27 protein-coding genes and 1 other RNA gene are annotated in these 25,055 nt (G+C 60.3%); 14 read left to right on the plus strand and 14 right to left on the minus strand.

The features are described 5' to 3' along the window. The first annotated feature begins 62 nt into the window (after positions 1-62). Positions 63-518 (plus strand): YaiI/YqxD family protein, encoded by a 456-nt coding sequence (locus tag ACW9JE_RS10015; RefSeq protein ID WP_457432648.1) that lies wholly within the window; start codon positions 63-65, stop codon positions 516-518. Between the two features lie 116 nt (positions 519-634). On the opposite strand, the gene elbB is transcribed toward ACW9JE_RS10015, so the two are convergent. Further along, positions 635-1,303 carry an isoprenoid biosynthesis glyoxalase ElbB gene (gene elbB / locus ACW9JE_RS10020; protein ID WP_175379619.1) on the minus strand — a complete coding sequence of 223 codons (669 nt, stop codon included), beginning with the start codon at positions 1,301-1,303 and terminating at the stop codon, positions 635-637. Positions 1,304-1,420: 117 nt separating this feature from the next. On the opposite strand from elbB, the gene ACW9JE_RS10025 reads away from it, so the two are divergent. Then, positions 1,421-2,656, plus strand: a complete 1,236-nt coding sequence (locus ACW9JE_RS10025; protein ID WP_457432649.1) for a sterol desaturase family protein — start codon at positions 1,421-1,423, stop codon at positions 2,654-2,656. Here ACW9JE_RS10025 and ACW9JE_RS10030 read toward each other — a convergent pair. Then, complete coding sequence (locus tag ACW9JE_RS10030) at positions 2,637-3,269, minus strand: DedA family protein (protein ID WP_224536787.1); 633 nt, start codon at positions 3,267-3,269, stop codon at positions 2,637-2,639. The genes ACW9JE_RS10025 and ACW9JE_RS10030 overlap by 20 nt on opposite strands. A 207-nt stretch (positions 3,270-3,476) precedes the next feature. Here ACW9JE_RS10030 and hemB point away from each other — a divergent pair, with 207 nt between their 5' ends. Both hemB and ppk1 read left to right on the plus strand, forming a co-directional pair. Next, positions 3,477-4,490: a porphobilinogen synthase gene (hemB, locus tag ACW9JE_RS10035; RefSeq protein ID WP_457432650.1), complete on the plus strand. Its 1,014-nt coding sequence runs from the start codon at positions 3,477-3,479 to the stop codon at positions 4,488-4,490. 18 nt (positions 4,491-4,508) lie between these two features. Beyond that, positions 4,509-6,737, plus strand: a complete 2,229-nt coding sequence (gene ppk1 / locus ACW9JE_RS10040) for a polyphosphate kinase 1 (protein WP_224536790.1) — start codon at positions 4,509-4,511, stop codon at positions 6,735-6,737. A 180-nt stretch (positions 6,738-6,917) separates the two neighbouring features. Here ppk1 and ppx read toward each other — a convergent pair whose 3' ends face one another. From ppx to ACW9JE_RS10065, 5 genes are all read right to left on the minus strand, one after another. Beyond that, a complete protein-coding gene (gene ppx, locus ACW9JE_RS10045) occupies positions 6,918-8,420 on the minus strand; it encodes an exopolyphosphatase (RefSeq protein ID WP_224536793.1) in 1,503 nt (500 codons plus the stop codon). Between the two features lie 178 nt (positions 8,421-8,598). Next, positions 8,599-9,336: an amino acid ABC transporter ATP-binding protein gene (locus tag ACW9JE_RS10050; RefSeq protein WP_224536795.1), complete on the minus strand. Its 738-nt coding sequence runs from the start codon at positions 9,334-9,336 to the stop codon at positions 8,599-8,601. Next, entirely contained in the window at positions 9,323-9,973 is a 651-nt protein-coding gene (locus ACW9JE_RS10055) for an amino acid ABC transporter permease (protein WP_457432651.1), read from the minus strand. The genes ACW9JE_RS10050 and ACW9JE_RS10055 overlap by 14 nt, the downstream gene beginning before the upstream one ends. Continuing rightward, positions 9,970-10,650, minus strand: coding sequence for an amino acid ABC transporter permease (locus tag ACW9JE_RS10060; protein WP_457432652.1), 681 nt, complete (start codon positions 10,648-10,650; stop codon positions 9,970-9,972). Before ACW9JE_RS10060 ends, ACW9JE_RS10055 begins: the two co-directional genes overlap by 4 nt. Before the next feature lie 22 nt (positions 10,651-10,672). Next, positions 10,673-11,458, minus strand: a complete 786-nt coding sequence (locus ACW9JE_RS10065; RefSeq protein ID WP_224536801.1) for a transporter substrate-binding domain-containing protein — start codon at positions 11,456-11,458, stop codon at positions 10,673-10,675. 255 nt (positions 11,459-11,713) lie between these two features. Here ACW9JE_RS10065 and ACW9JE_RS10070 point away from each other — a divergent pair, with 255 nt between their 5' ends. From ACW9JE_RS10070 to ACW9JE_RS10095, 6 genes are all read left to right on the plus strand, one after another. Beyond that, positions 11,714-12,421 carry a FadR/GntR family transcriptional regulator gene (locus ACW9JE_RS10070; protein WP_457432659.1) on the plus strand — a complete coding sequence of 236 codons (708 nt, stop codon included), beginning with the start codon at positions 11,714-11,716 and terminating at the stop codon, positions 12,419-12,421. Positions 12,422-12,542: 121 nt separating this feature from the next. Then, a complete protein-coding gene (gene trxA / locus ACW9JE_RS10075; protein ID WP_003206727.1) occupies positions 12,543-12,872 on the plus strand; it encodes a thioredoxin TrxA in 330 nt (109 codons plus the stop codon). A gap of 247 nt (positions 12,873-13,119) precedes the next feature. Further along, the gene (gene rho / locus ACW9JE_RS10080; RefSeq protein WP_003206716.1) at positions 13,120-14,379 is read left to right on the plus strand and encodes a transcription termination factor Rho; all 1,260 of its coding nucleotides are present in this window, start codon (positions 13,120-13,122) and stop codon (positions 14,377-14,379) included. A 132-nt stretch (positions 14,380-14,511) separates the two neighbouring features. Further along, entirely contained in the window at positions 14,512-15,978 is a 1,467-nt protein-coding gene (ubiD, locus tag ACW9JE_RS10085; RefSeq protein WP_224536804.1) for a 4-hydroxy-3-polyprenylbenzoate decarboxylase, read from the plus strand. Further along, entirely contained in the window at positions 15,978-16,946 is a 969-nt protein-coding gene (locus tag ACW9JE_RS10090; RefSeq protein ID WP_224536806.1) for a CDP-6-deoxy-delta-3,4-glucoseen reductase, read from the plus strand. The genes ubiD and ACW9JE_RS10090 overlap by 1 nt, the downstream gene beginning before the upstream one ends. 309 nt (positions 16,947-17,255) lie before the next feature. Beyond that, positions 17,256-17,924 carry a gamma-glutamylcyclotransferase gene (locus ACW9JE_RS10095; protein ID WP_457432653.1) on the plus strand — a complete coding sequence of 223 codons (669 nt, stop codon included), beginning with the start codon at positions 17,256-17,258 and terminating at the stop codon, positions 17,922-17,924. On the opposite strand, the gene glpT is transcribed toward ACW9JE_RS10095, so the two are convergent. After that, positions 17,900-19,249: a glycerol-3-phosphate transporter gene (gene glpT, locus ACW9JE_RS10100; protein ID WP_224536811.1), complete on the minus strand. Its 1,350-nt coding sequence runs from the start codon at positions 19,247-19,249 to the stop codon at positions 17,900-17,902. The genes ACW9JE_RS10095 and glpT overlap by 25 nt on opposite strands. 329 nt (positions 19,250-19,578) lie before the next feature. Here glpT and ACW9JE_RS10105 point away from each other — a divergent pair, with 329 nt between their 5' ends. Continuing rightward, a complete protein-coding gene (locus tag ACW9JE_RS10105; RefSeq protein ID WP_457432654.1) occupies positions 19,579-20,196 on the plus strand; it encodes an energy transducer TonB in 618 nt (205 codons plus the stop codon). Positions 20,197-20,247: 51 nt separating this feature from the next. Here ACW9JE_RS10105 and ACW9JE_RS10110 read toward each other — a convergent pair whose 3' ends face one another. Next, positions 20,248-21,225 carry an NADPH:quinone oxidoreductase family protein gene (locus tag ACW9JE_RS10110; protein ID WP_457432655.1) on the minus strand — a complete coding sequence of 326 codons (978 nt, stop codon included), beginning with the start codon at positions 21,223-21,225 and terminating at the stop codon, positions 20,248-20,250. 150 nt (positions 21,226-21,375) lie between these two features. Here ACW9JE_RS10110 and ACW9JE_RS10115 point away from each other — a divergent pair, with 150 nt between their 5' ends. After that, positions 21,376-21,783: a flagellar basal body-associated protein FliL gene (locus ACW9JE_RS10115; protein WP_224536816.1), complete on the plus strand. Its 408-nt coding sequence runs from the start codon at positions 21,376-21,378 to the stop codon at positions 21,781-21,783. Between the two features lie 207 nt (positions 21,784-21,990). Here ACW9JE_RS10115 and ACW9JE_RS10120 read toward each other — a convergent pair whose 3' ends face one another. Further along, the gene (locus ACW9JE_RS10120) at positions 21,991-22,443 is read right to left on the minus strand and encodes an EVE domain-containing protein (protein WP_224536818.1); all 453 of its coding nucleotides are present in this window, start codon (positions 22,441-22,443) and stop codon (positions 21,991-21,993) included. 195 nt (positions 22,444-22,638) lie between these two features. On the opposite strand from ACW9JE_RS10120, the gene ACW9JE_RS10125 reads away from it, so the two are divergent. Continuing rightward, on the plus strand, positions 22,639-22,794 hold the full coding sequence (locus ACW9JE_RS10125; protein ID WP_224536819.1) for a hypothetical protein: 156 nt from the start codon (positions 22,639-22,641) through the stop codon (positions 22,792-22,794). Between the two features lie 36 nt (positions 22,795-22,830). Here ACW9JE_RS10125 and ACW9JE_RS10130 read toward each other — a convergent pair whose 3' ends face one another. The 4 genes from ACW9JE_RS10130 to ACW9JE_RS10145 form a co-directional block, all read right to left on the minus strand. After that, the gene (locus ACW9JE_RS10130) at positions 22,831-23,436 is read right to left on the minus strand and encodes a 5-formyltetrahydrofolate cyclo-ligase (RefSeq protein ID WP_175379707.1); all 606 of its coding nucleotides are present in this window, start codon (positions 23,434-23,436) and stop codon (positions 22,831-22,833) included. 86 nt (positions 23,437-23,522) lie between these two features. Beyond that, a non-coding RNA gene (gene ssrS, locus ACW9JE_RS10135) (6S RNA) lies at positions 23,523-23,701 on the minus strand. A 31-nt stretch (positions 23,702-23,732) separates the two neighbouring features. Then, positions 23,733-24,050 carry a cell division protein ZapA gene (locus ACW9JE_RS10140; protein ID WP_224536821.1) on the minus strand — a complete coding sequence of 106 codons (318 nt, stop codon included), beginning with the start codon at positions 24,048-24,050 and terminating at the stop codon, positions 23,733-23,735. Beyond that, a complete protein-coding gene (locus tag ACW9JE_RS10145) occupies positions 24,047-24,256 on the minus strand; it encodes a TIGR02449 family protein (protein WP_007982902.1) in 210 nt (69 codons plus the stop codon). The genes ACW9JE_RS10140 and ACW9JE_RS10145 overlap by 4 nt, the downstream gene beginning before the upstream one ends. Positions 24,257-24,468: 212 nt before the next feature. Between ACW9JE_RS10145 and ACW9JE_RS10150 the strand changes: the two genes are divergently transcribed. Beyond that, positions 24,469-25,029: a YecA/YgfB family protein gene (locus tag ACW9JE_RS10150; RefSeq protein ID WP_457432656.1), complete on the plus strand. Its 561-nt coding sequence runs from the start codon at positions 24,469-24,471 to the stop codon at positions 25,027-25,029. The last annotated feature ends 26 nt before the right edge of the window (positions 25,030-25,055 follow it).

Genomic DNA, 25,055 nt, shown 5'->3' on the forward strand with positions numbered 1-25,055 from the left:
GGTTAGTGTTGGACCTGTGGGAGCGGGCTTGCCCGCGATGCTTTTGCAGGAGGAAAAACAAGATGCGCGTATGGATCGATGCTGACGCCTGCCCTCGGGCGGCGAAGGATCTGGTGGTGAAGTTCGCCCTCAAGCGCCAGTTCGAAGTGGTGATGGTCGCCGGCCAGCCGCAGACCAAGCCTGGGTTGGCGCTGGTCAAGCTGATCGTGGTGCCCAGCGGCCCGGATGCGGCCGACGATTATCTGGTGGAGCACGCGGTGCCCGGTGAGTTGGTGATCTGCAGCGACATTCCCCTGGCTGACCGGCTGCTGAAAAAGGGCGTCGCGGCGCTGGACCCGCGTGGCAAGGAGTTCGATGAGCGAAACATGGGCGATCGACTGGCGGTGCGTAACCTGTTCGCCGATTTGTGCGAGCAGGGCCAGGTCAGCGGAGGACCGGCGCCGTTTGGGGATCGTGAGAAGCAGGCGTTTGCCAATGCGCTGGACCGCATCCTCACCCGGCTGTCCCGCCACGCCTGAACCCCTGTAGGAGCGAGCTTGCTCGCGATGGTCGTCAACGATAACGCTGGGCACCTGACACCCAGCGGCGTTCTTGAATCCATCGCGAGCAGGCTCGCTCCCACAGGTGATGCTTTTTACGCGTCGTTTTCGTGGGTCAGTTCGAGCACGCGGTCGACCAGTTTGTTGATGCCCGACGCCGCTTCGCTGATGCTTCCGGCCAGCATGTAAGCCGGGGTGCTGACCAGTTTGCGGGCCTTGTCTTCGACGATGTCGCTCACGGCGCAATCCTTGTGGGTGGCGCCCATCTTGTTCAGCGCGGCGGCGGTGTCAGCATCGTTGCCGATGGTGCAGGTCACGCCCGGGCCGTAGATCTTCGCCGCCAGGGCCGGGGAGATGCAGATCAGGCCGACCGGCTTGCCGGCTTCGGCGAAGGCTTCGGTCAGGGCCAGAACTTCCGGTTGCACGGTGCAGCCGGTGCCTTCGATGGCGAAGTTGGACAGGTTCTTGGCCGATCCGAAACCGCCGGGAATGATCAGCGCATCGAACTCTTCGGCATCGGCTTCGCGAATATCCCGGACCTGGCCGCGGGCAATGCGCGCCGATTCCACCAGCACATTGCGCGACTCGGGCATTTCCTCACCGGTCAGGTGATTGATCACATGCAGCTGCGCGATATTCGGTGCGAAGCACTGCACCTGCGCGCCACGCTGGTCCAGGCGCAGCAGGGTTATCACGCTCTCGTAGATCTCGGCGCCGTCGTACACGCCACAACCGGAAAGGATCACTGCAACTTTTTTGCTCATGGGCTTTTCTCCAGATTCATGGCGTTAAATGTCCACTAATTTGTCACTCGTTGCCATAGGGTTATTTCGCGGCTACACCTAGCATCTGTCCTTAAAAAATTCCGTTCAGGACGCCTCATGGACTTCATTCTGTACGCGGTGCCGTTTTTCTTTGTGCTGATCGCCGTCGAACTGCTGGCCGACCGCTGGCGCGGGGTCAGCAACTATCGGGTGGCGGACGCCGTCAACAGCATCAGCACCGGCGTGCTGTCGACCACCACGGGCCTTTTGACCAAGGGCGTAGGGCTGGTGACTTATGCATTCGCGCTCAAGCATCTGGCGCTGTTCGAACTTTCCGCGAACAGCGTCTGGGTGTGGATCTTCGCCTTCGTCTTTTATGACTTCTGCTATTACTGGCTGCATCGCATGGGCCACGAGCGCAATATTCTGTGGGCCGCGCATTCGGTGCATCACCAGAGCGAGGACTACAACCTCTCCACGGCCCTGCGCCAGACCAGTACCGGTTTTCTGTTGAGCTGGATTTTCTACCTGCCGATGGCGGTGGCCGGGGTGCCGCTTTTCGTGTTCATCAGCGTTGCCGCGCTGAACCTGCTGTACCAGTTCTGGGTGCACACCCGGCACATTCCCAAGCTCGGCTGGTTCGAGTGGTTCTTCGTTACACCATCCAATCATCGTGCTCACCATGCACAGAACGCTCTCTACATGGATCGCAACTACGGCGGTGTGTTCATTATTTGGGACCGTCTGTTTGGCTCGTTCCAGGAAGAAGACGATAACGAACCGGTAATTTTCGGTGTGACCACGCCGCTGGCGAGCTGGAACCCGATCTGGGCCAATGTGCAGTTCTATGCGCAGCTGTGGGCCGATGCGCGGCGCACCGAGAGCACCTGGGACAAGCTGCGGATCTGGTTCATGCGCACCGGCTGGCGGCCGGCGGATGTGGCGGCCAAATATCCGATCCACAAACCGGACCTGAGTCAGTTCCACAAATTCGAAGTGCCGCTGGACACCCGTCAGCAGATCTACGTGCTGCTGCAGTTCTGCGTCTACATCGCTCTGGGCAGTTATCTGATGAACCTGGAGCCACAGCTGCCGGCCTCGGCCCTGGTGCTGGGCTGGGGAGCGGTGGCGTTGGGGTTGTTCGTGTTGGGCGTGGCCCTGGAGAATCGCCCGTGGGCGTTGAAACTGGAGCTGCTGCGGCTGGCATCGAACGTGCCGCTGGTCTGGCTGGCGCCGCTGGTGGGGCTATGGCCGGCAAGCGCGGTGGGCTGGGTCGGCCTGCTCAGCTACAGCCTGCTCAGCGGGATCGGTCTCTACTGCTGCAGAAACCGTTTCACTCGGCTGGCGTCTTAGGTTCACCGGAAATGGCCTGTTTGGCCTTCAGGGCTTGCTCGTCGGCATAGACCTGTTTGGCCAGACGGGCATTCTTGAAGCGACGACGAAGCCACAGGCCGACGCCGAGGATCAGCAGCGCACCCAATACCCACAGCTCGTATTTCTTGATGCTGCCGAGCATGCCTTCCAGCACCGCACCGAAGTGGTACGCGGCCGCAGCCAGTGCGGCGGCCCAGATCGCCGCGCCGATACCGTTGAGCAGCAGGTAACGTCCCGGTGGATAACCCGACAGGCCGATCGCCACCGGCATCACCGTGCGCAAACCGTAAACGAAGCGGAAACTCAGGACCCAGATGTCCGGGTGTTTGCGGATATGCTCCAGCGCCCGGTCGCCCATCATCTGCCAGCGGGGTTTGCGCGCCAGCAGCTTGCGCCCGTGCTTGCGTCCCAGGAAGTACCACAGCTGATCGCCGGCATAGCTGCCGCAGAACGCCACGACCACCACCAGGTTGATGTCCATGTATCCACGGAACGCGAGGAAGCCTGCGAGCACCAGGATGGTTTCGCCTTCGAAGAACGTGCCGAGGAACAAGGCAAAGTAGCCGAAGTCATGCAGAAATTGTTGGAGCATTGTCTGGGTGCTGGCGAAATGAACGCGCAGCCTAACCCTTCGTACACATTCAGGAAAGTGTCCAAATGTGTCTCGACGTGAACATTTCCTACAAGGACAATGGAATGCGGCTACGTGTCACAGCATGCGCACAACTGTCATGTGTTCGTCATAATGGTCGCTTATAACTGTCACGCTCGCCCGTACGCGCGGGCTCAGGAGTCTGCCGTGAGCTTTACCCCCGCCAACCGTCTGTTCCCCGCAACCCGCCTGCGCCGCAACCGTCGTGACGATTTCTCGCGTCGACTGGTCCGTGAAAACGTCCTGACCGTCGATGACCTGATTCTGCCGGTGTTCGTGCTGGACGGTGAAAACCGTCGCGAAGCGGTCGCCTCGATGCCGGGCGTGGAGCGCCTGACCATCGATCTGTTGCTGGAAGAGGCGGCCAAGTGGGTCGAGCTGGGGATTCCGGCGCTGGCGCTGTTCCCGGTGACGCCGCCGGAGCTCAAGTCGCTGGACGCCGCCGAAGCCTGGAACCCGGACGGCATCGCCCAGCGCGCCACCCGTGCCCTGCGCGCGCAATTCCCTGAGCTGGGTGTGATCACCGACGTCGCGCTGGACCCGTTCACCACCCACGGCCAGGACGGCATCCTCGACGAAGAAGGCTATGTGCAGAACGACATCACCGTCGATGCACTGGTCCGCCAGGCCCTGTCCCACGCCGAAGCCGGCGCCCAGGTGGTGGCCCCGTCGGACATGATGGACGGTCGCATCCAGGCGATCCGCGAGGCCATGGAAGTTGCCGGTCACGTCAACGTGCGGATCATGGCCTACTCGGCCAAATACGCCAGCGCCTACTACGGCCCGTTCCGCGATGCGGTCGGTTCCGCGTCGAACCTGGGCAAGGCCAACAAGGCCTCCTATCAGATGGACCCGGCCAACAGCAACGAAGCCCTGCACGAAGTGGCGGCGGACTTGTCTGAAGGTGCAGACATGGTCATGGTCAAGCCAGGCATGCCGTACCTGGACATCCTTTGCCGGGTCAAAGAAGAATTCAAAGTGCCGACTTTCGTTTATCAAGTCAGCGGCGAATACGCCATGCACATGGCGGCGATCCAGAATGGCTGGTTGAGCGAAGGGGTTATCCTCGAATCCCTGACCGCTTTTAAACGCGCAGGCGCTGATGGCATCCTGACGTACTTTGCCGTTCGCGCAGCTCAATTGTTACGAGAGCAAAAATAGCCCTCCCAGGAACATTCGATGAATACCGAAGGACTCAGTGAAGTTGCCGTACAAGACGCTCAACCCGTGGTCGAGCAAATCGCCGAAACCCCGCCGGAGCTGGAGCCCGCTCCCCCGGCGGCGGTAACCGAGGCCGCTGCGGCGGCACCGGCGGCGATTGCCGTTCCCGGCCTGGATGACAGCAGCCTGTACATCCACCGCGAGCTGTCGCAACTGCAGTTCAACATCCGCGTGCTGGAACAGGCGCTGGATGAGTCCTATCCGTTGCTGGAGCGGCTGAAGTTCCTGCTGATCTTCTCCAGCAACCTGGACGAGTTCTTCGAAATTCGTGTCGCGGGCCTCAAGAAGCAGATCACCTTCGCCCGTGAACAGGCCGGTGCCGACGGCCTGCAACCGCATCAGGCCCTGGCGCGCATCAGCGAGCTGGTGCACGGTCACGTCGACCGCCAGTACGCGATCCTCAACGACATTCTGTTGCCGGAGCTGGAAAAGCATCAGGTCCGCTTCATCCGTCGCCGCCACTGGAACACCAAGCTGAAAACCTGGGTGCGCCGGTATTTCCGCGACGAAATCGCCCCGATCATCACCCCGATCGGCCTCGACCCGACCCACCCATTCCCGTTGCTGGTGAACAAGAGCCTGAACTTTATCGTCGAGCTCGAGGGTATCGATGCCTTCGGTCGCGACTCCGGTCTGGCGATCATCCCGGCGCCGCGCCTGCTGCCGCGGATCATCAAGGTGCCGGAAGAAGTCGGCGGCGCCGGCGACAACTATGTGTTCCTGTCGTCGATGATCCACGCTCACGCCGATGATCTGTTCCAGGGCATGAAGGTGAAGGGCTGCTACCAGTTCCGCCTGACCCGAAACGCCGACCTGGCGCTGGACTCCGAAGACGTGGAAGACCTGGCACGCGCCCTGCGCGGCGAGCTGTTCTCCCGACGCTACGGTGACGCGGTGCGTCTGGAAGTGGCCGACACTTGCCCGAAACACCTGTCCGACTACCTGCTCAAGCAGTTCAATCTGAGCGAGACCGAGCTGTATCAGGTCAACGGTCCGGTGAACCTGACCCGTCTGTTCAGCATCACTGGCCTGGACAGCCAGCGCGATCTGCAGAACACGCCGTTCACTCCGCAGATTCCGAAGCTTTTGCAGAACAGCGAGAACATCTTCAGCGTGATCAGCAAGCAGGACATCCTGCTGCTGCACCCGTTCGAATCCTTTACCCCGGTAGTCGATCTGCTGCGCCAGGCCGCCAAGGACCCGCACGTATTGGCGGTGCGTCAGACCCTGTACCGCTCCGGCGCCAACTCGGAAATCGTCGACGCGCTGGTGGACGCCGCGCGTAACGGCAAGGAAGTCACCGCAGTGATCGAGCTGCGGGCGCGGTTTGACGAAGAATCCAACCTGCAACTGGCCAGCCGCCTGCAAGCGGCCGGTGCGGTGGTGATCTACGGCGTGGTCGGCTTCAAGACCCACGCCAAGATGATGCTGATCCTGCGCCGCGAAGCCGGTGAGATCGTGCGTTACGCGCACCTCGGCACAGGTAACTACCACGCCGGCAACGCCCGTCTGTACACCGACTACAGCCTGCTGACCTCCGATGATGCGCTGTGCGAGGACGTCGGCAAGCTGTTCAGCCAGTTGATCGGCATGGGTAAAACGTTGCGCATGAAGAAACTGCTGCATGCGCCGTTCACCCTGAAGAAGGGCATGCTCGACATGATTGCCCGGGAAACCCAGTTCGCCCTCGACGGCAAGCCGGCGCACATCATCGCCAAGTTCAACTCGCTGACCGATCCAAAGATCATCCGCGCGCTGTACAAAGCCAGCCAGTCGGGCGTGCGTATCGATCTGGTGGTGCGCGGCATGTGCTGCCTGCGTCCGGGCATCGCCGGGGTTTCCCACAACATCCACGTGCGCTCGATCATCGGCCGCTTCCTGGAACACACCCGGGTCTTCTACTTCCTCAACGGCGGCGAAGAGCAGATGTTCCTCTCCAGTGCCGACTGGATGGAGCGAAACCTCGACAAGCGCGTCGAGACCTGCTTCCCGGTGGAAGGCAAGAAACTGATCATGCGGGTGAAGAAGGAGTTGGAGTTGTATCTGACCGACAATACCCACAGCTGGAGCCTGCAATCGGACGGCCGCTACATCCGCAACACGCCGACCGGTAACCAGAACCCGCGCAGTGCTCAGGCGACGTTGCTGGAGCGCCTTGGCAGCCCCATCCTGCCGGTGAGCAGCTGATGTTCGAGTAACAAAAAAGGCGATCCCGAAAGGATCGCCTTTTTTCTGTGGGAGCGAGCCTGCTCGCGATGGACGTTAATGATGACGCTGGCAACCTGAAGGAACGCGTTGCCTGATGCTCTATCGCGAGCAGGCTCGCTCCCACAATTCAGCCCACGGACGCGGGCAGGATCGGGTGTATCAGCGCACGGTCAGAACGATATCCACCCGAGTCAGCCATTCCGCCTCGATCTCGAAATCAGCCTGGGTCAGTTGGTTGTCTTCCAGCCATTTCTTCGGGAACACCACTTCCAGATGGTTGCCGTTGGCGTTCAGCTCCACCTGAGGCATCTGCTGGGTGCCGCGGATGTGGTGGAACAGGATCGCGAAGCGCAGCAGCACGCACAGGCGAATCAGCTTGATGCCTTCATCGCCGAAGTCGGCGAAGCGGTCTTTGGGAATGTTGCGGCGGTGGCCGCGTACCAGCAGCGCGAGCATCAACTGGTCTTCGCGAGAGAAACCGGCCAGGTCCGAGTGTTCGATCAGGTAAGCGCCGTGTTTGTGGTACTGGTAGTGGGCGATATCCAGGCCCACTTCATGGACCTTGGCCGCCCAGCCGAGCAGTTCGCGCCAGACGCCGTCTTCCAGGTCCCAGTCCTTGGCCACTTGATCGAAGGCATGCAACGCCTTGCGTTCGACCCGCACGGCCTGTTCCAGGTCGACATGGTAGCGCTCCATCAGCGAGGTCAGGGTGCGTTCGCGCACGTCTTCGTGATGATGGCGGCCCAGGAGGTCATAGAGCACGCCTTCACGCAGCGCGCCTTCGCAGTGATCCATGCGTTGCAGTTCGAGGGAGTCGAAGATGGCTTCGAGAATCGCCAGGCCCGCGGGGAAAATCGCGCGGCGGTCCGGCTTGACGCCTTCGAAGTCGATTTTCTCGACATCGCCCAGCTTGATCAGCTTGCGCTTGAGCCAGGCCAGGCCTTCGGCGTTGACTTCACCGGAACCGTGACCGCCGGCCTTCAGCGCCAGGCCGATGGCGCGGATGGTGCCCGAGGAGCCGATGGCTTCATCCCAGGTCAGGCGGTGCAGGGCGTGTTCGATGCTCATGATCTCCAGCCGCGCCGCCGTGTACGCCTGGGCGTAGCGGGCCGGGGTGATCTTGCCGTCCTTGAAGTAGCGCTGGGTGAAGCTCACGCAGCCCATTTGCAGGCTTTCGCGCAGCAGCGGTTCGAAGCGCTGGCCGATGATGAATTCGGTACTGCCGCCGCCGATGTCGGCGACCAGGCGCTTGCCCGGCGTGTCGGCGAGGGTGTGGGACACGCCGAGATAGATCAGACGCGCTTCTTCACGACCGGAGATGACTTCCACCGGGTGGCCGAGGATCTCTTCGGCGCGGTGGATGAATTGAGCGCGGTTGCGGGCCTCACGCAGGGCGTTGGTGCCCACGATCCGCACGGCGCCCAGCGGCATACCGTTGATCAGCTGGGCGAAGCGCTTGAGGCAATCGAGCCCGCGCTGCATGGATTCTTCGCTCAGACGACGCTCTTCGTCGATGCCGGCGGCCAGTTGAACCTTTTCCCCGAGGCGTTCGAGAATGCGGATTTCTCCGTTCTGGGCCTTGGCCACGACCATATGGAAACTGTTGGAGCCCAGGTCGATTGCGGCGATCAGGGACAGATTCTTGGCTTGGGAATGGGGCATGGTCAGGGTCTCGGTCGATAACCCCGACATCGTGCCACGATCAACGGCTGGCGCCAACGCGCAGTGTTCAAAGCCTTGATCCAGCACAGCAAGCAAGCGACCACTAATATGCGTTCGACGCAAAACCTGTGGGAGCGGGCTTGCCCGCGAAGGCGGCCTTCAAGGCACTGAAAGTCTGTCAGCCCGCCGCTTCGACCGTCCCGATGAAATTCGCCAGCTCCGCCGTCTGCGGATTGGCAAACAGCACCTTCGGATCCCCCACCTCATGCACCAGACCCTGGTGCATGAACACCAGTTTGTCCCCTACCTCCCGGGCGAAGCGCATTTCGTGGGTGACCATGATCAGCGTCATGCCTTCTTTGGCCAATTGCCGGACCACGCTCAGCACTTCATTCACCAGTTCCGGATCGAGCGCCGAAGTGATTTCATCGCACAACAGCACCTTGGGCGACATCGCCAGCGCACGGGCAATCGCCACACGCTGTTGCTGCCCGCCGGACAGGCGATCCGGGAAAGCATCGAACTTTTCTCCCAGCCCGACCCGCTCCAGCATCTCGCGCGCCAACTGCGCCGCCTTGGCCTTGGGCACTTTCTGCACCACCTGCGGGGCGAGCATCACATTCTCGCCAACGGTCAGATGCGGGAACAGATTGAATTGCTGGAACACCATGCCGACCTTCTGCCGCAGGCTGCGCAGATCGGCGCGAGCGGCGTCGAGGTATTCGCCGTCGACCTCGATGACGCCGTCGTTGATCGACTCCAGACCATTGAGCGTGCGCAGCAAGGTCGACTTGCCCGAGCCGCTGCGTCCGATGATCGCGACCACCTGGCCTTGATCGACACTCAGGTCGATGCCTTTGAGTACATGGTGATCGCCGTAATATTTATGCAGGGCGGAAATTCTAAGCAGAGGCATGCAGTCTCCTTTCCAGGTAGCGCGCACTGAGGGACAAGGGGTAGCAGAGCAGGAAGTAACCGAGGGCGACCAGGCCGTAGACCATGAAGGGTTCGAAGGTTGCATTGGCGAGCATGCCGCCGGTTTTGGTCAGCTCGGTGAAACCGATGATCGAGGTGACGGCGGTGCCTTTGACCACCTGTACCGAGAACCCCACGGTTGGCGCGATCGCGATGCGCAAGGCTTGCGGCAGAATCACGTAGCGCAATTGCTCAAACGGATTGAGCGCCAGGCTCGACGAAGCTTCCCACTGGCCATTGGGTATGGACTCGACGCAGCCGCGCCAGATTTCCGCCAGATAGGCACTGGTGAACAGCGTGAGGGCTATGGCCGCCGCCGCCCACGGAGAAATCTCCAACCCGGCCAGCGACACGCCAAAGAACACCAGGAACAACTGCATCAGCAATGGCGTGCCCTGAAACAGCTCGATGTAGGTGCGGGAAAAGCTGCGTGGCAAAGATTTCCTGGAAATGCGCATGACCATGATCAGCAGACCGATCAGTCCACCACCTATGAACGCCACCAGCGACAGTGCCAGCGTCCATTGCAGGCCGGTGAGGAGATTGCGCAGGATGTCCCAAAGGGTGAAATCGCTCATCGCGCGCTCTCCGCACTGTTTCTTGCTATGAATCGCTGGCCGATCCAGTTGAGCAACTGGCGGATCAGCAATGCCATGCACAGGTAAAGCAGCGTCGTCAGTGCGTAAGTCTCAAAGGCGCGGAAGTTGCGCGATTGAATGAAGTTGGCCGCGAAACTCAACTCTTCGGTGGCAATCTGGGAGCACACCGCCGAACCGAGCATGACGATGATGATCTGGCTGCTCAGCGCCGGCCAGACCTTGCTCAGTGCGGGCAGCAGAACGACATGGCGAAAGGCTTCGAAGCGAGTCATCGCCAGTGCGGCGGCGGCTTCCAGTTGGCCGCGGGGAATCGCCTGGATGCCGGCGCGGATGATTTCGGTCGAATAGGCGCCCAGATTGATCACCATCGCCAGCACCGCCGCCTGCCATTCGGATATCTGCACACCCAGGGACGGCAGGCCGAAGAAGATGAAGAATAATTGCACCAGAAATGGCGTATTGCGGATCAACTCGACATAGACGCCGAATATTCCGGAAAACGGGCGGATATTCCACGCCCGCACCAGCGCCCCGACTATTCCGACACCTATCCCGAACACTGCGCCAATGGCTGTCAGCTCAAGGGTGAACAACGCACCGTGCAGTAGCAGTTCAGTGTTTTGCACCACCGGCGAGAAATCGAACTGATAAGCCATAAGGATTCTCCAGTGCGCCGAGTCAGAGGTCGGTCGGCAGCGGCTCTTTCAGCCAGGTCAGGGAATTTTTCTCCAGCGCACCGTCGTTTTTGGCGCTGACGAGGATCTGGTTGACCTTGTCCAGCAGTGCCGGCTCATTCTTGTTCACGCCCACGTAGACCGGCGAATCCTTGAGTTTCACTTTCAGCGCAGGCACACGTTTCGGGTTTTTCTCGCTGATCGCGACCATCACCACGTTGCCGCTGGCGATCAGATCCACCTGGCCGGCCAGATAGGCGGCGATGGTCGAGTTATTGTCTTCGAATCGCTTGATGGTCACGCCCTCGGGAGCGACCTTGGTCAGCTCGATGTCTTCGATGGCGCCGCGGGTGACGCTGACGGTTTTGCCCTTGAGGTCTTCAAGGCCCTTGATGTCGGCTTCAGGTGGGCCGAAGACCGCGAGGTAGAACGGCGCGTATGGGCGAGAAAAGTCGATGACTTTTTCCCGCTCGGGATTTTTGCCGAGGCTGGAGATCACCAGATCCACTTTGCCAGTGGTGAGGAACGGGATCCGGTTGGTGCTGTTGACCGGCGTCAGCTCGAGTTTGACCTTGAGTTGGTCGGCCAGCAGTTTGGCTGTGTCGATATCCAGGCCGCGCGGTTTCATGTCCGGCCCCACCGAACCGAAGGGCGGGAAATCCTGAGGTACGGCGACTTTGAGGGTGCCGCGCTTGACTACATCCTCCAGACCGTCGGCGTGGGCGGATGCCTGGCTCAGCATCAGGCTGGCAAACAGGGCGGTGAGGAGGGCGCTGTAACGCAGGGTCATGGCAAATCTCCGAATCGGCGAGGGGGCATTTGTGCGATTCGACAGAGCATGGGGCGTGCCAACAGGGTTTTTTCAGGCGCAAGGCTGCGGTATTGCTCGCCTCGCAAGGTCTGACTGGTCTGAACAGTCAGGTGTTGTTTTGCACCTCGATAGCGCAACTTCGAAACTCGCCGAACCCCCATGGGGCACGACTTGCCGGGCGACCTGAATAGCTTTACAACTGACCGCACCTTGGCCTGGCTCGTCTGGAAAACCATGAATTCGATCTCCCGCGCCGTACCCGAAGTGGCGCTGCAAGCCATCCGCAAATTGATCGCCGAACAAGGCTTCGGGCCAGGAGACGCTTTGCCCTCCCAACGGGATCTGTCGGTGCAATTGGGGGTCAGTCGGGCCTCGTTGCGCGAGGCATTGTCGTCGCTGAGCGCGCTCGGTGTCATCAGCGTCCAGCCGGGCAAAGGCGTGTTCGTACAGTCGCCGGTGGAACTGCCGGGAGGTGACTCGACAGCGCGCTGGCCGTTCGCGGCGCAGGCCTCGCCGCTGGACATTTTCCAGCTGCGCTATGCGCTCGAAGGATTCGCTGCCGGGTTGGCAGCCTTGATGTTGAGTACCGATGAACTCGATGCCTTGGAGGACAACGTAGCCGCCATGCGCAACGAATTGAGGGCCGGCGACTTCGAAGCCGCGGCGCGGCTGGACTTCGATTTTCATCGACGCATTCTTCTGGCCAGCGGCAATCAGGCAATGCTGAACATCCTCACAGCCAGTGCCGACATCTTCCTGGAAAGCCAGAAGTTACCGTTCATCAGGGCGGAGCGGGCTATGGAAACCTGGCAGGAGCATCGCAAAATCCTTCGTGCGCTGGCTCGCCGAGCCTCTGGCGCTGCTCAAAAAGCCATGTGCGAGCATGTGCGCAACGCCGCGCTGCGCACCGGAATAAGCTTTGTAGCTCCCGCGTCGTCATGACCTGAGCTATACAAAGACTCATGAAACACCATAGCGAGACTCAATCAACTGCGGCTTCCTGAACGAGGGAAGGGCGGCTATGATGGGCCACGTTTTTTTGCTTACAACCCTGGAGAATTCCATGAGCAGCGATCTTATCAAACACGTTAGCGACGCTAGCTTCGAGGCCGATGTACTCAAGGCTGAAGGCGCTGTACTGGTCGACTACTGGGCTGAGTGGTGCGGCCCTTGCAAAATGATCGCTCCTGTTCTGGACGAAATTGCAGAGACTTACAAAGGCAAGCTGACCGTTGCCAAACTGAACATCGACGAAAACCAGGAAACCCCTGCCAAGCACGGCGTACGTGGTATCCCGACCCTGATGCTGTTCAAGAACGGCAACGTTGAAGCGACCAAGGTCGGCGCACTGTCGAAATCGCAACTGGCAGCTTTCCTCGACGCCAACATCTAAGCGTCGTTGTAGCCAGTCTGCAAAAGGCCCCGCAAATCGCGGGGCCTTTTCGTTATGCGGGGCTAGACGGCTCCCAAACTCAAGTGATACATTCGGCCCCGCACTGGTTTCTCCATTGCCCCCTGCTAGCCGTCGCCGACGCACTCCTTTCGAATAAGTACGCGATCCTGTCGCCTTCTCCGCGGCGCGGCCTCATTAAGCCAAAAGCTTAATTTCCCCCCTCCATAAATGATTACGTCATTCCTATATGAATCTGACTGAACTCAAGCAAAAGCCGATTACCGAACTGCTCGAATTGGCCGAACAGATGGGCATAGAAAATATGGCCCGTTCGCGCAAGCAGGACGTGATTTTCTCCCTGCTCAAAAAGCACGCGAAAAGCGGTGAGGAAATCTCCGGTGATGGCGTGCTGGAGATTCTCCAGGACGGCTTCGGCTTCCTCCGCTCTGCAGACGCTTCCTATCTCGCCGGCCCGGACGATATCTACGTCTCGCCGAGCCAGATCCGTCGCTTCAACTTGCGCACCGGTGACACCATCGTTGGCAAGATCCGCCCTCCAAAGGAAGGCGAGCGTTATTTCGCGCTGCTCAAGGTCGACACCATCAACTTCGACCGTCCGGAAAACGCCAAGAACAAGATTCTCTTCGAGAACCTGACCCCGCTGTTCCCGACCGTGCGCATGAAGATGGAAGCCGGCAACGGTTCCACTGAAGACTTGACCGGTCGTGTAATCGACCTGTGCGCCCCGATCGGTAAAGGCCAGCGCGGTCTGATCGTTGCTCCGCCGAAAGCGGGCAAGACGATCATGCTGCAGAACATTGCCGCGAACATCGCGCGTAACAACCCTGAAGTTCATCTGATCGTGCTGCTGATCGACGAGCGTCCGGAAGAAGTGACCGAAATGCAGCGCACCGTGCGCGGCGAAGTGGTTGCCTCGACGTTCGACGAGCCGCCGACCCGTCACGTGCAGGTTGCCGAAATGGTGATCGAGAAGGCCAAGCGCCTGGTCGAACACAAGAAAGACGTGGTGATCCTGCTCGATTCCATCACCCGTCTGGCCCGTGCCTACAACACCGTGATCCCGAGCTCCGGCAAGGTACTGACCGGTGGTGTCGATGCCCACGCCCTGGAAAAACCGAAGCGTTTCTTCGGCGCTGCGCGAAACATCGAAGAAGGCGGCTCGCTGACCATCATCGCCACCGCGCTGGTTGAAACCGGCTCGAAGATGGACGAAGTGATCTACGAGGAGTTCAAGGGTACCGGCAACATGGAACTGCCTCTGGACCGTCGTATCGCTGAAAAGCGCGTCTTCCCGGCCATCAACATCAACCGTTCCGGTACTCGCCGCGAAGAGTTGCTGACGGCTGACGATGAGCTGCAGCGCATGTGGATTCTGCGCAAGCTGCTGCATCCGATGGATGAAGTGGCTGCCATCGAGTTCCTGGTCGACAAGCTGAAAACGACCAAGACCAACGATGAGTTCTTCCTGTCGATGAAGCGCAAGTAACTCGACAGCTCTGCAAAAAGCCGGGGAAACCCGGCTTTTTGCTATCCGATTTTTGCTCAACAGGTTCTGAAGCGTCTGGTTCGGCGCTAAACTGCCAGCCCCCGAACGCCACGGCCAACACGAGGCTCACGCATGCAGTATCGCGACTTGCGCGACTTTATCAGCGGTCTGGAACAGCGCGGCGAACTCAAGCGCATCCAGGTTCCGGTGTCCCCAGTACTCGAAATGACCGAGGTCTGCGACCGCACCTTGCGCGCCAAGGGCCCGGCCCTGCTTTTCGAAAAGCCTACCGGTTTTGACATTCCCGTCCTCGGCAACCTGTTCGGCACCCCCGAGCGCGTCGCGTTGGGCATGGGCGCCGAAGCGGTCAGCGAGCTGCGCGAGATCGGCAAGCTGCTGGCGTTCCTCAAGGAACCCGAGCCGCCGAAGGGTTTGAAAGACGCCTGGTCCAAGCTGCCGATCTTCCGCAAGATCATCTCGATGGCGCCCAAGGTCGTCAAAGACGCGATCTGCCAGGAGGTGGTCATCGAAGGCGATGACGTCGACCTCGGCAAGTTGCCGGTGCAGACCTGCTGGCCGGGCGACGTCGCGCCCCTGATCACCTGGGGCCTGACCGTCACCAAGGGCCCGAACAAGGATCGCCAGAACCTCGGCATCTACCGTCAGCAGGTGATTGGCCGCAACAAGGTCATCATGCGCTGGCTGAGCCACCGTGGCGGCGCGCTGGATTATCGCGAGTGGTGCGAGAAGCATCCGGGCCAGCCTTTCCCGGTCTCGGTGGCCCTGGGCGCCGACCCTGCCACTATCCTCGGCGCCGTGACTCCGGTGCCGGACAGCCTGTCCGAATACGCCTTCGCCGGTCTGCTGCGCGGTAACCGTACCGAACTGGTGAAGTGCCGCGGCAACGACCTGCAAGTGCCGGCCACCGCCGAGATCATCCTCGAAGGCGTGATCCATCCGGGCGAGATGGCCGATGAAGGTCCGTATGGCGACCACACCGGTTACTACAACGAAGTCGACAGCTTCCCGGTGTTCACCGTCGAGCGCATCACCCACCGCACCAAGCCGATCTATCACAGCACCTACACCGGCCGTCCACCCGATGAGCCGGCGATTCTCGGTGTGGCGCTCAACGAAGTGTTCGTGCCGATCCTGCAGAAGCAGTTTCCGGAAATCACCGACTTCTACCTGCCGCCCGAAGGCTGTTCTTACCGCATGGCCGTCGTGACCATGAAGAAGTCGTATCCGGGCCACGCCAAGCGGGTAATGCTCGGTGTGTGGTCGTTTTTGCGACAGTTCATGTACACCAAGTTCGTTATCGTCACCGACGACGACATCAATGCGCGGGACTGGAACGACGTGATCTGGGCCATCACCACGCGCATGGACCCCAAGCGCGATACGGTGATGATCGAAAACACGCCGATCGACTACCTGGACTTCGCCTCGCCGGTGTCCGGCCTGGGCTCGAAAATGGGCCTGGACGCCACCCATAAATGGCCAGGGGAAACCACACGTGAATGGGGTCGGGTGATCGTCAAGGACGACGCCGTGACCCAGCGGATCGATGCCATCTGGAATCAGTTAGGAATAGATTGATGCGTGTAACCTTGCAGCCCTCCGGAGCAGTGCTGGAGATTCAGCCCGGCGAGCGGATTCTCGATGGCGCACGCCGTCTCGGCTATGAATGCCCGCAAAGCTGCCGCAACGGCAATTGCCATGTGTGCGCGGCGTTGCTGGTGGAAGGTCGAGTCCAACAGGCCGGCCTCGTGCGTGACCATGGCGAGTTCTACACTTGCATAGCGGAGCCGCTGGAAGACTGCATCGTGCTGTGGGATGGCGTGCTTTCGCTGGGAGAGTTGCCGGTGCGCACCCTGTCGTGTCAGGTCACCAGTTGCACCGAGGTTGGCGGTGATACCTGGCGCGTACGACTGCGAGCGCCGGCCGGCAAGCCCCCGCGTTATCACGCTGGTCAGTACCTGATGATCCATCGCGACAACGGTGACAAGTCGTCCTTTTCCTTGGCTTCGGCTCCCTCTGGCGGTCGGGATCTGGAGATCCACGTGCTGGCGCGTGAGCCCAGTGCTCAGAATCTGATCAAGCAATTGCAGCGCGACGCGATAGTTCGGATCGACATGCCCTTTGGCGATGCGCACCTGGCCGAGTTGCCGGACGGTCCGTTGGTGCTGATCGCGGCCGGTACCGGCATGGGCCAGATCCATGGCCTGATCGAACATTGCCGCGCCGAGGGTTTCAAACATCCGGTGCATCTGTATTGGGGCGTGCGTCGTCCGGAAGACTTTTATGAAGTCGAACATTGGGATGAATGGCTGAAACTGCCGAATCTGTTCCTGCACAAAGTTGTCAGCGATCAATGCGGCTGGCAGGGGCGCTGCGGCATGTTGCATGAAGCGGTGTGTGAAGATTTCCCTGATCTGAAGGCGCTGCATGTCTACGCCAGCGGCTCGCCGGCGATGGTCTATGGCACGCTGGATGCGCTGGTGGAAGCAGGGATGGACGCCCACCAGATGCGCGCCGACGTGTTCGCCTACGCCCCAAGATCCTGACACCGTCCCTGTAGGAGCGAGCATGCTCGCGATGGTCGTCAACGATAACGTTGGCAGCCTGACACCCCGCGGTGTCCCATCGTGCATCGCGAGCAAGCTCGCTCCTACAGGTTCTGTTTATAACTCCCTATATAGCGCTTCGGTATTTATAAAATCTTATAAATGTCGGTAGGTTATATCTCGTTCAAGTAATTAATTAAGAGTTTCGCCAATGCGCTTAAATTACTTGAATACATATGTGCCTTAATGATTCACCGGTGCGTTCTATTTAGTAACTGATTACTCGCGGGGAGCTGAACGCTATTCGCCATGAGCGCCATCGAATCTTCATTTCTGAACCTGGCTTACCCTCCGCGCCTCGACCTGGGGCCGCAGCTTACGCACGAACAATTGCTCAGCTCGATGCAATCGACCATGGCGCGCCACAAGGGTGGGCCGGTCTGGCTGTTCGCTTATGGATCACTGATCTGGCGCCCTGAATGCACGGCGGTCGAACGCGTTCGCGGGCGGGTGCATGGCTACCATCGCGGTCTGTACCTGTGGTCCCACGAACATCGCGGCACGCCGGAAATGCCCGGGTTGGTATTCGGTCTGGACCGTGGCGGTTCGTGCAGCGGCTTCGCCTACCGATTGCCGGAAGAACAACTGGACGCTTCGCTGTATGCGCTGTGGAAGCGAGAAATGCCGTTCCCTTCTTATCGCCCGCACTGGCTCAACTGCCGGCTTGAAGACGGCAACCAGGTTCAGGCATTGGGATTCGTTCTGGAGCGACATTTGCCCAGCTATGCGGGCAACCTGCCGGATCACGTGTTGAGCCACGTGTTCGAAAACGCTTGCGGGCGCTACGGCACGACGCGCGACTATGTCGAGCAGACGGCCCACGCCCTGCGCAGCCACGCCATGCCAGACCGGAATCTGGAGGCGCGGCTCAAGCGCTGTAAATCAAAGAATGATCAGGCGATCGCTTCGCGGGTCTGACTGGCCGCCTGCTTGTGCCGCAATGTCGGCGCAAGGAAAGCCATCGCCAGCAGGCAGGCACCGATCAGCAGGACGAAACCGCCGTCCCAGCCGAAATGGTCCACGGTGTAGCCCATCGCTGCACTGGCCGCGACCGAACCTCCCAGATAACCGAACAGACCGGTAAAGCCCGCGGCGGTGCCGGCGGCTTTCTTCGGCGCCAGTTCCAGTGCCTGCAGGCCGATCAGCATCACCGGGCCGTAGATCAGGAAGCCGATGGAGATCAGCGCGATCATGTCCACCGTCGGGTTGCCGGCCGGGTTGAGCCAGTACACCAGGGTCGCCACGGTCACCAAGGCCATGAACACCATGCCGGTCAGGCCACGGTTGCCACGGAAGATCTTGTCCGACATCCAGCCGCACAGCAGCGTGCCGGGAATACCGGCCCACTCGTAGAGGAAATACGCCCAGGACGTCTTGTCGACGCTGAAACCCTTGGCTTCCTTCAGATAAGTCGGCGCCCAGTCCAGCACGCCGTAACGCAGCAGGTAGACGAATACGTTGGCCATGGCGATGTACCAGAGCATCTTGTTGCGCAGCACGTACTTGACGAAGATTTCCTTGGCGCTGAATTCCTTCTCGTGGCTGGCGTCATAGCCTTCCGGGTAGTCGTTCTTGTACTTCTCGATGGGCGGCAGGCCGACCGATTGCGGGGTGTCGCGCATGGTGATGAAGGCGAAGATCGCCACCGCCATGGCTACCGCCGCCGGCACGTAGAACGCCGCATGCCAGTCGTTGAACAGGCCCATGCCGATCAGGAACAGCGGGCCGATCAGGCCGCCGCCGACGTTGTGCGCCACGTTCCACAGCGACACCACGCCACCGCGCTCCTTCTGCGACCACCAGTGCACCATGGTCCGCCCGCTTGGCGGCCAGCCCATGCCCTGGGCCCAGCCATTGATGAACAGCAGCACGAACATGATGGTCACGCTGGAGGTCGCCCAATGCGCGAATCCGAACGTGAACATGACCGCCGCCGAAACCATCAGGCCGAACGGCAGGAAGAAGCGCGGGTTGGAGCGGTCGGAGACGATGCCCATCAGGAACTTGGACAGGCCGTAGGCGATTGCGATCGCCGACAGCGCCACACCCAGCTCGCCGCGGGTGTAACCCTCTTCGATCAGATAGGGCATGGCCAGGGAGAAGTTTTTGCGCAGCAGGTAGTAACCGGCGTAACCGATGAAGATACCGGCGAAGATCTGCCAGCGCAGGCGTCGATAGGTGCTGTCTACTTTTTCTTCAGGCAAGGGCGCCTGATGTGCGGCGGGGCGAAAGAAGGCAAACATTCAAAAGCTCCAGTGTTCTTGTTTTGACTGCGGATGCGAATATTACAGTTTCGTTACCGAAAAAAGCACTGGGTTTTGTCGGCAAAAAAGCAGAAATGTTGGAAGTCGCGTGTTCCTTTACGAACATGTCGTACAGATGTAAGTCATGACGATGTAGGAAGAGTTACTCGGGGCATGGGTAAAGCGCCTCATTCCTCTGGCGTAGCTCAGATCTTTGGGAAATGTCCTTCGCGGTTATGGGACGCCATGATCTTCAGCTTGGCGGCATTGATCTTTAGCCTTTTGCACTGTTGCCAGGGTCTGGCGGTTCAGCTGCGAAGGGAGCGGTTATGCGGTGGTTGCTGTGCGGGGTGTTGCTGATTCTGTTGTCGATTGAAAGCAGGGCGGGGGATGAGTTTCTGATTCCGGAACACAATCCCAGACCGATTTATCCGGCGGCGCTGCAAAGGGCGGGAATCACCGGGGATGTCCGAGTCAGCTTCGTGGCCTATGCCGATGGTTCAGTCGGCGAGGTGAAGATCCTTGAGAGCGATCATCCCGATCTGGCGCAAGCGAGCCGGGTCGCGATAGAGAAGTGGCGGTTCAAGCCGTGGACGGTCGAGGGGGACAAGCCGGCGGAACAGGAGGTGATCGCGCCGATGATCTTCGGGTATGACGCCAGTCTGCCGCGACACCTGAATCAATGGCTCGGCAAATTGAAGTGCCGCGACCTCAATCAATTCCTGGTGCGGACGGCGGATCAGGCCTGGGTTGATTTGCCTGCGTTCCATTACACCCGGGCTTATCTGACGAATTCCTTTTCCAGGGCAATGTTGAGCGATGAACGGCGGCTTGAGTTGATCGCGAAAATGAACAGGAGCGTGCCGTACATTGGCAGGCAATGCCTGAACAATCCGGGATCCCGATTTGCGAGGTATTTGCCGGAAGATATCCGCAAGCTGCTTTAGCTGCGTCGGGTCTGGATATCGTTGATCGAAGTCCAGACCCTTCGCCATGGTTCAGCGAACCTGAACCACCACCTTCCCGACCGCCTTGCGCTGGCCAAGATCGTTGATCGCCTGCGCAGAATTGCTCAGCGGATACACCTGCGACACCAGCGGTTTCAGCTTGCCTTCCTTGAACCAGCCAAACAGCTGCTGGAAGTTCGCCGCGTTGTCCTGCGGCTGGCGTTGGGCAAACGAGCCCCAGAACACGCCGACCACGGCAGCGCCCTTGAGCAGGGCGAGGTTCACCGGAAATTCGGGGATGCGGCCGCTGGCGAAGCCGACCACCAGCAGGCGGCCGTTCCAGGCGATGGCGCGCACGGCCTGATCGAACAGGTCGCCGCCCACCGGATCGTAGATCACGTCGGCGCCCTGGCCCTCGGTCAGACGCTTGATCTCGTCCTTGAGGCTGGTTTCGCTGTAGTTGATCAGTTCATCTGCGCCGGCGGCCTTGGCCACGGCCAGTTTCTCCGCGCTGCTGGCGGCGGCGATCACCCGGGCGCCCATGGCCTTGCCGATTTCCACGGCAGCCAGGCCCACGCCACCGGAGGCACCAAGCACCAGCAGGGTTTCGCCCGGTTGCAGGTTGCCGCGCTGCTTGAGGGCGTGCATCGAGGTGCCGTAGGTCATGCTGAAGGCGGCGGCGGTGTTGAAGTCCATCGAAGGCGGGATCGGCAGCACGTTATAGCCCGGCACCGCGACCTGTTCGGCAAAGCTGCCCCAGCCGGTCAGGGCCATGACCCGGTCGCCGACTTTCAGATGGCTGACCTTTTCGCCCACCGCGCTGACCACGCCTGCCGCTTCGCCACCAGGGGAGAACGGGAAGGGCGGCTTGAACTGGTATTTGCCCTCGATGATCAGCGTGTCGGGGAAATTCACCCCGGCGGCGTGCACGTCCAGCAGGATTTCATTCTTCTTCGCGACAGGACTGGCGACGTCTTCCAGCACCAGCGATTCGGCAGGACCGAAGGCTTTGCACAGCACGGCTTTCATCAGGGCTATTCCTTTGGGAGAGATGGCCGATAAGTGTAGGTGTGTGAGTCGACGGGTCAACGAGCATGCCCGACCCTGATAGTCAGCCATAAGCTTGTGCTTGAGCGGCGGGTCGTTATGCTAGGCCGCAAACCGGATGAGGTACGAATAGTGAAAGCGTGGATCGTGTTGATGATGGCCCTGTCCCTGCCTGTGGCAGCGATGGCCGAAGAAGCCAAGGAAGGTGCAGCACCGAAGGTCAATTACATCACCCTGAGCCCGCCGTTCGTGGGCAACTACGGGCTCGATGGCACTCCGAAGCTCAAGGTGTACAAGGCCGATGTGGCCTTGCGCGTGACCGGCGACGAGGCGACCAAGGCGGTCAAGGCCAACGAGCCGTTGATCCGCAACCAGCTGGTGGCGCTGTTCGCCCAGCAGACCACTGAGACGATGAACAACGTCGAGGCCAAGGAAAAGCTGCGTCAGGAAGCGCTCAAGCAAACCCAGCAGATCATGAATGATGAAACCGGCAAGCCGGTGGTTGAGGATCTGTTGTTCAACAACCTCATCATTCAGTAAAGGCTCGGCCGGCCTCTTGCTCTTGTAGGAGCGAGGCTTGCCCGCGAAGGCGGTCTACCGGGCAACATCAACGCCTAACGTGCTGGCCTCTTCGCGGGCAAACCTCGCTCCTCCGGGGATATCGGTTGGTCACAGCTCTTGTGTTCACAACCGGCCATTGTGGGAGCGGGGTTGCCCGCGATTGCATTCTGACGGGCGCCGAAATGCCTACGGCTTGAGCGCGATCACCGCCGCCCATTGCTCGGCCGTCACCGGCATCACCGAAAGCCGCGAACCCTTCTGCACCAGTGGCATCTCTGTCAGCGCCGTCTGCTGTTTCAGATAGTCCAGCTTCAACACCCTGGAAAACGTCTCCACATGGGCGACATCGATCGCGCTCCAGGCGTTTTTCTCGGGCGTGGCCTTGGGATCGTAATAGTGGCTCTCAGGCTCCAGCGCCGTCGGGTCCGGATACGCGGCTTCGACGATCTTGCCGATCCCGGCAATTCCCGGCTCCGGGCAGCTGGAGTGATAGAAGAAAAACTCGTCCCCGACCGCCATGGCCCGCAGGAAGTTGCGCGCCTGATAGTTGCGAACCCCGTCCCAGCGCGCTTTGCCGAGCTTTTCCAGGCCTTTGATCGAGAGTTCGTCGGGCTCGGATTTCATCAGCCAATAGGCCATGGTTTGGCTCCTTGCGAGGTGTGTGGACAGGTTGTTGGGCAATTTTATGACAAACCGACAGTCGGTTGACGCCAGCATTTGCGTGCGGGTTCACGTTGACGCAAAATGCCGGCCTTTAAAGCTTGACGCTGCTGCACGGCCTGTAAATGGAAACCGCTGCTGTCATCGTATAGATATGCCTTTGGGGGGCAGTCGATGAAACGCAAACCGGATTTACTATGGATTTTGGTTATTTTGTTCGGCCTTGGCGTCGTGACTACCGGCTATGCCCAAAGCCTCTGGAACAGCAAGGTCGATGCACCGATTGAGATCTCGGCGCTGCAGCAACAGTCGACCGCTTTCAAGCGCTGATCGCGTCCTTTCGACGCCGCTGACCCGCAGTGGCGTCTAGCCTGCGAAATACCAGGCCTTGTCGGTAACCGTTCCCTGCAGCGGCACATCCCAGCTCGCTTGAGCCAGTCGTTCCACCTTCTGACATTCATGAGCCAGACCCAGCAGCGTCGGTTTGCGCCAGTCATTGCGGCGCGCCAGATAAGCCAGGCTGCGATCATAGAATCCGCCGCCCATCCCCAGGCGTCCGCCGACATCGTCGAATCCCACCAGCGGTAACAGCACCAGGTCCAGCGCCCAGACTTTGCGCTGCCGGGCGAGGCTGTGCCGCGGCTCCAGAATGCGGAAGCGGTTGGGCTTGAGTTTTTCCCCGGGGCGAATGCGCTGGAACACCATCTTGGTCCGCGGCCATGCGCTGAGCACCGGCAGATAAGTCGCCTTGCCCCGACGCTGGGCGGCGCGCAGCAGCAGGCGCGGATCGATTTCACCGTCGGTAGGTAAATAGAGGGAGATGTGCCTGGCGCGGCGGAACAGCGGTTGCTGGGCCAATTGCTTGTACAGCCCGCGAGCGGCCTGGCGCTGCTGACTGGCGGTCAATGCGCGGCGGGCCTTGCGCAGCATGCGTCGAAGTTGCGGGCGGGGAAGCAGCGCAGGTTCGGTCATGGATTCGGGCTTCGGCAGTGTGGATACGAAAAGCGTACCCGTAAAAAAGCCGATGCCGGTATCAAAACCGGCATCGGACTCGAATCAGGCTCCCCGAATGTGCCGCTGTCGACTTAGCCCTTGAACCCGAAAGTTCAAGGTGGAAGATGCAGTAGGCTTTAAGGCTTTCCGTCTAGCGGACATGCACACCAGCCCAACGTGCAACCTCCAGGGTATAGCAAATCGGCTCAGGGACATCGCCAACTGGCAAGCACCCCAGGGAGTGTTGGGGAGTATACCCCAAGCGCGTAAGCGAATCAGCCTTTGGTGACGTCCGGATCGGTGGCGAGCACCAGATCGACACGATCGAGCAGGTCGCGAACCTGTTCGCGGGTCGAGCCGCTGACCTGAATATCCGGGCTCTCCTGCTTGTGCAGCAGGTCGTGGGTAATGTTCAGGGCGGCCATCACGGCAATGCGATCGGCGCCGATGACTTTGCCGCTGCTGCGGATCTCGCGCATCTTGCCGTCCAGGTAGCGGGCGGCGCTCACCAGGTTGCTGCGCTCTTCCTGTGGACAGATGATCGAATATTCTTTGTCGAGGATCTGCACGGTGACGCTATTGCTTGAACTCATGAGTCTTGCTCCAGGGCCTTGAGGCGCGAAATCATCGATTCGACCTTACGCCGGGCGATTTCGTTTTTTTCAATGAGGTGAGCGCGTTCCTCGCGCCAGGTCTTTTCCTGAGCAAGTAAGAGTCCGTTTTGACTCTTAAGTTGCTCGACTCGGGTAATCAGCAGTTCGAGTCTGGCCATCAGCGCTTGCAGGTCGGTGTCTTCCATTGTGTCCACTGAAAATGTCTGATGGGTGGTAGCAGCCCGATTTTTCTGTAGGAGCGAGCACGCTCGCGATGGTCGCCAACGATAACACTGGGTCCCTGACACCCCGCAGCGTTCTCGGGTTCATCGCGAGCGTGCTCGCTCCTACAGGGGTAGTCGATGTAGGATACAAGGCCTTCATTCTAGACATAGCGCCGTCTGGCGCCTAGCTGCCCATGCCCATTCAGAATTCTCCGTACCAAGCCTTCGCCACCCTGCTGACTTCCAGCGGCCACAATGTCTCGCCTGCCGAATTGCACGGTCTGTTGCTCGGTCGCAGCTGCGCCGGTGCCGGCTTCGATCACGAAGGCTGGCTGGTCGACGCTGCCGAGTTGCTGGAAAACGAGCCGCAGGACAACATTCGCGCGGCCCTGATCGGCCTGCAAGAGATGGTCAAGGGCGAACTCACCGGCGAAGACGTCACCGTCGTCCTGCTGCTGCCAACCGACGATGCCCCGCTGGCCGACCGCGCCGAGGCGCTGGGTCAATGGTGCCAGGGTTTCCTCAGCGGTTTCGGCCTGAACTGCCGTGACAGCAGCATGCTGAGCAGCGAGGCCACGGAAGTGTTGCAGGATCTTGCGGCCATCTCCCAGGTGCAAGATGCCCTGGAAGAATCCGAAGACGGCGAAAGCGACTATATGGAAGTGATGGAGTACTTGCGCGTCGCGCCGTTGTTGCTGTTCTCCGAAACCCGTAAGGCGGACCAACCGGCGGCTGCCAAACCGTCGCTGCACTGATCAACGACAGGGAAAGCCATCTGCCC

Source organism: Pseudomonas sp. SDO55104_S430, assembly GCF_054070595.1.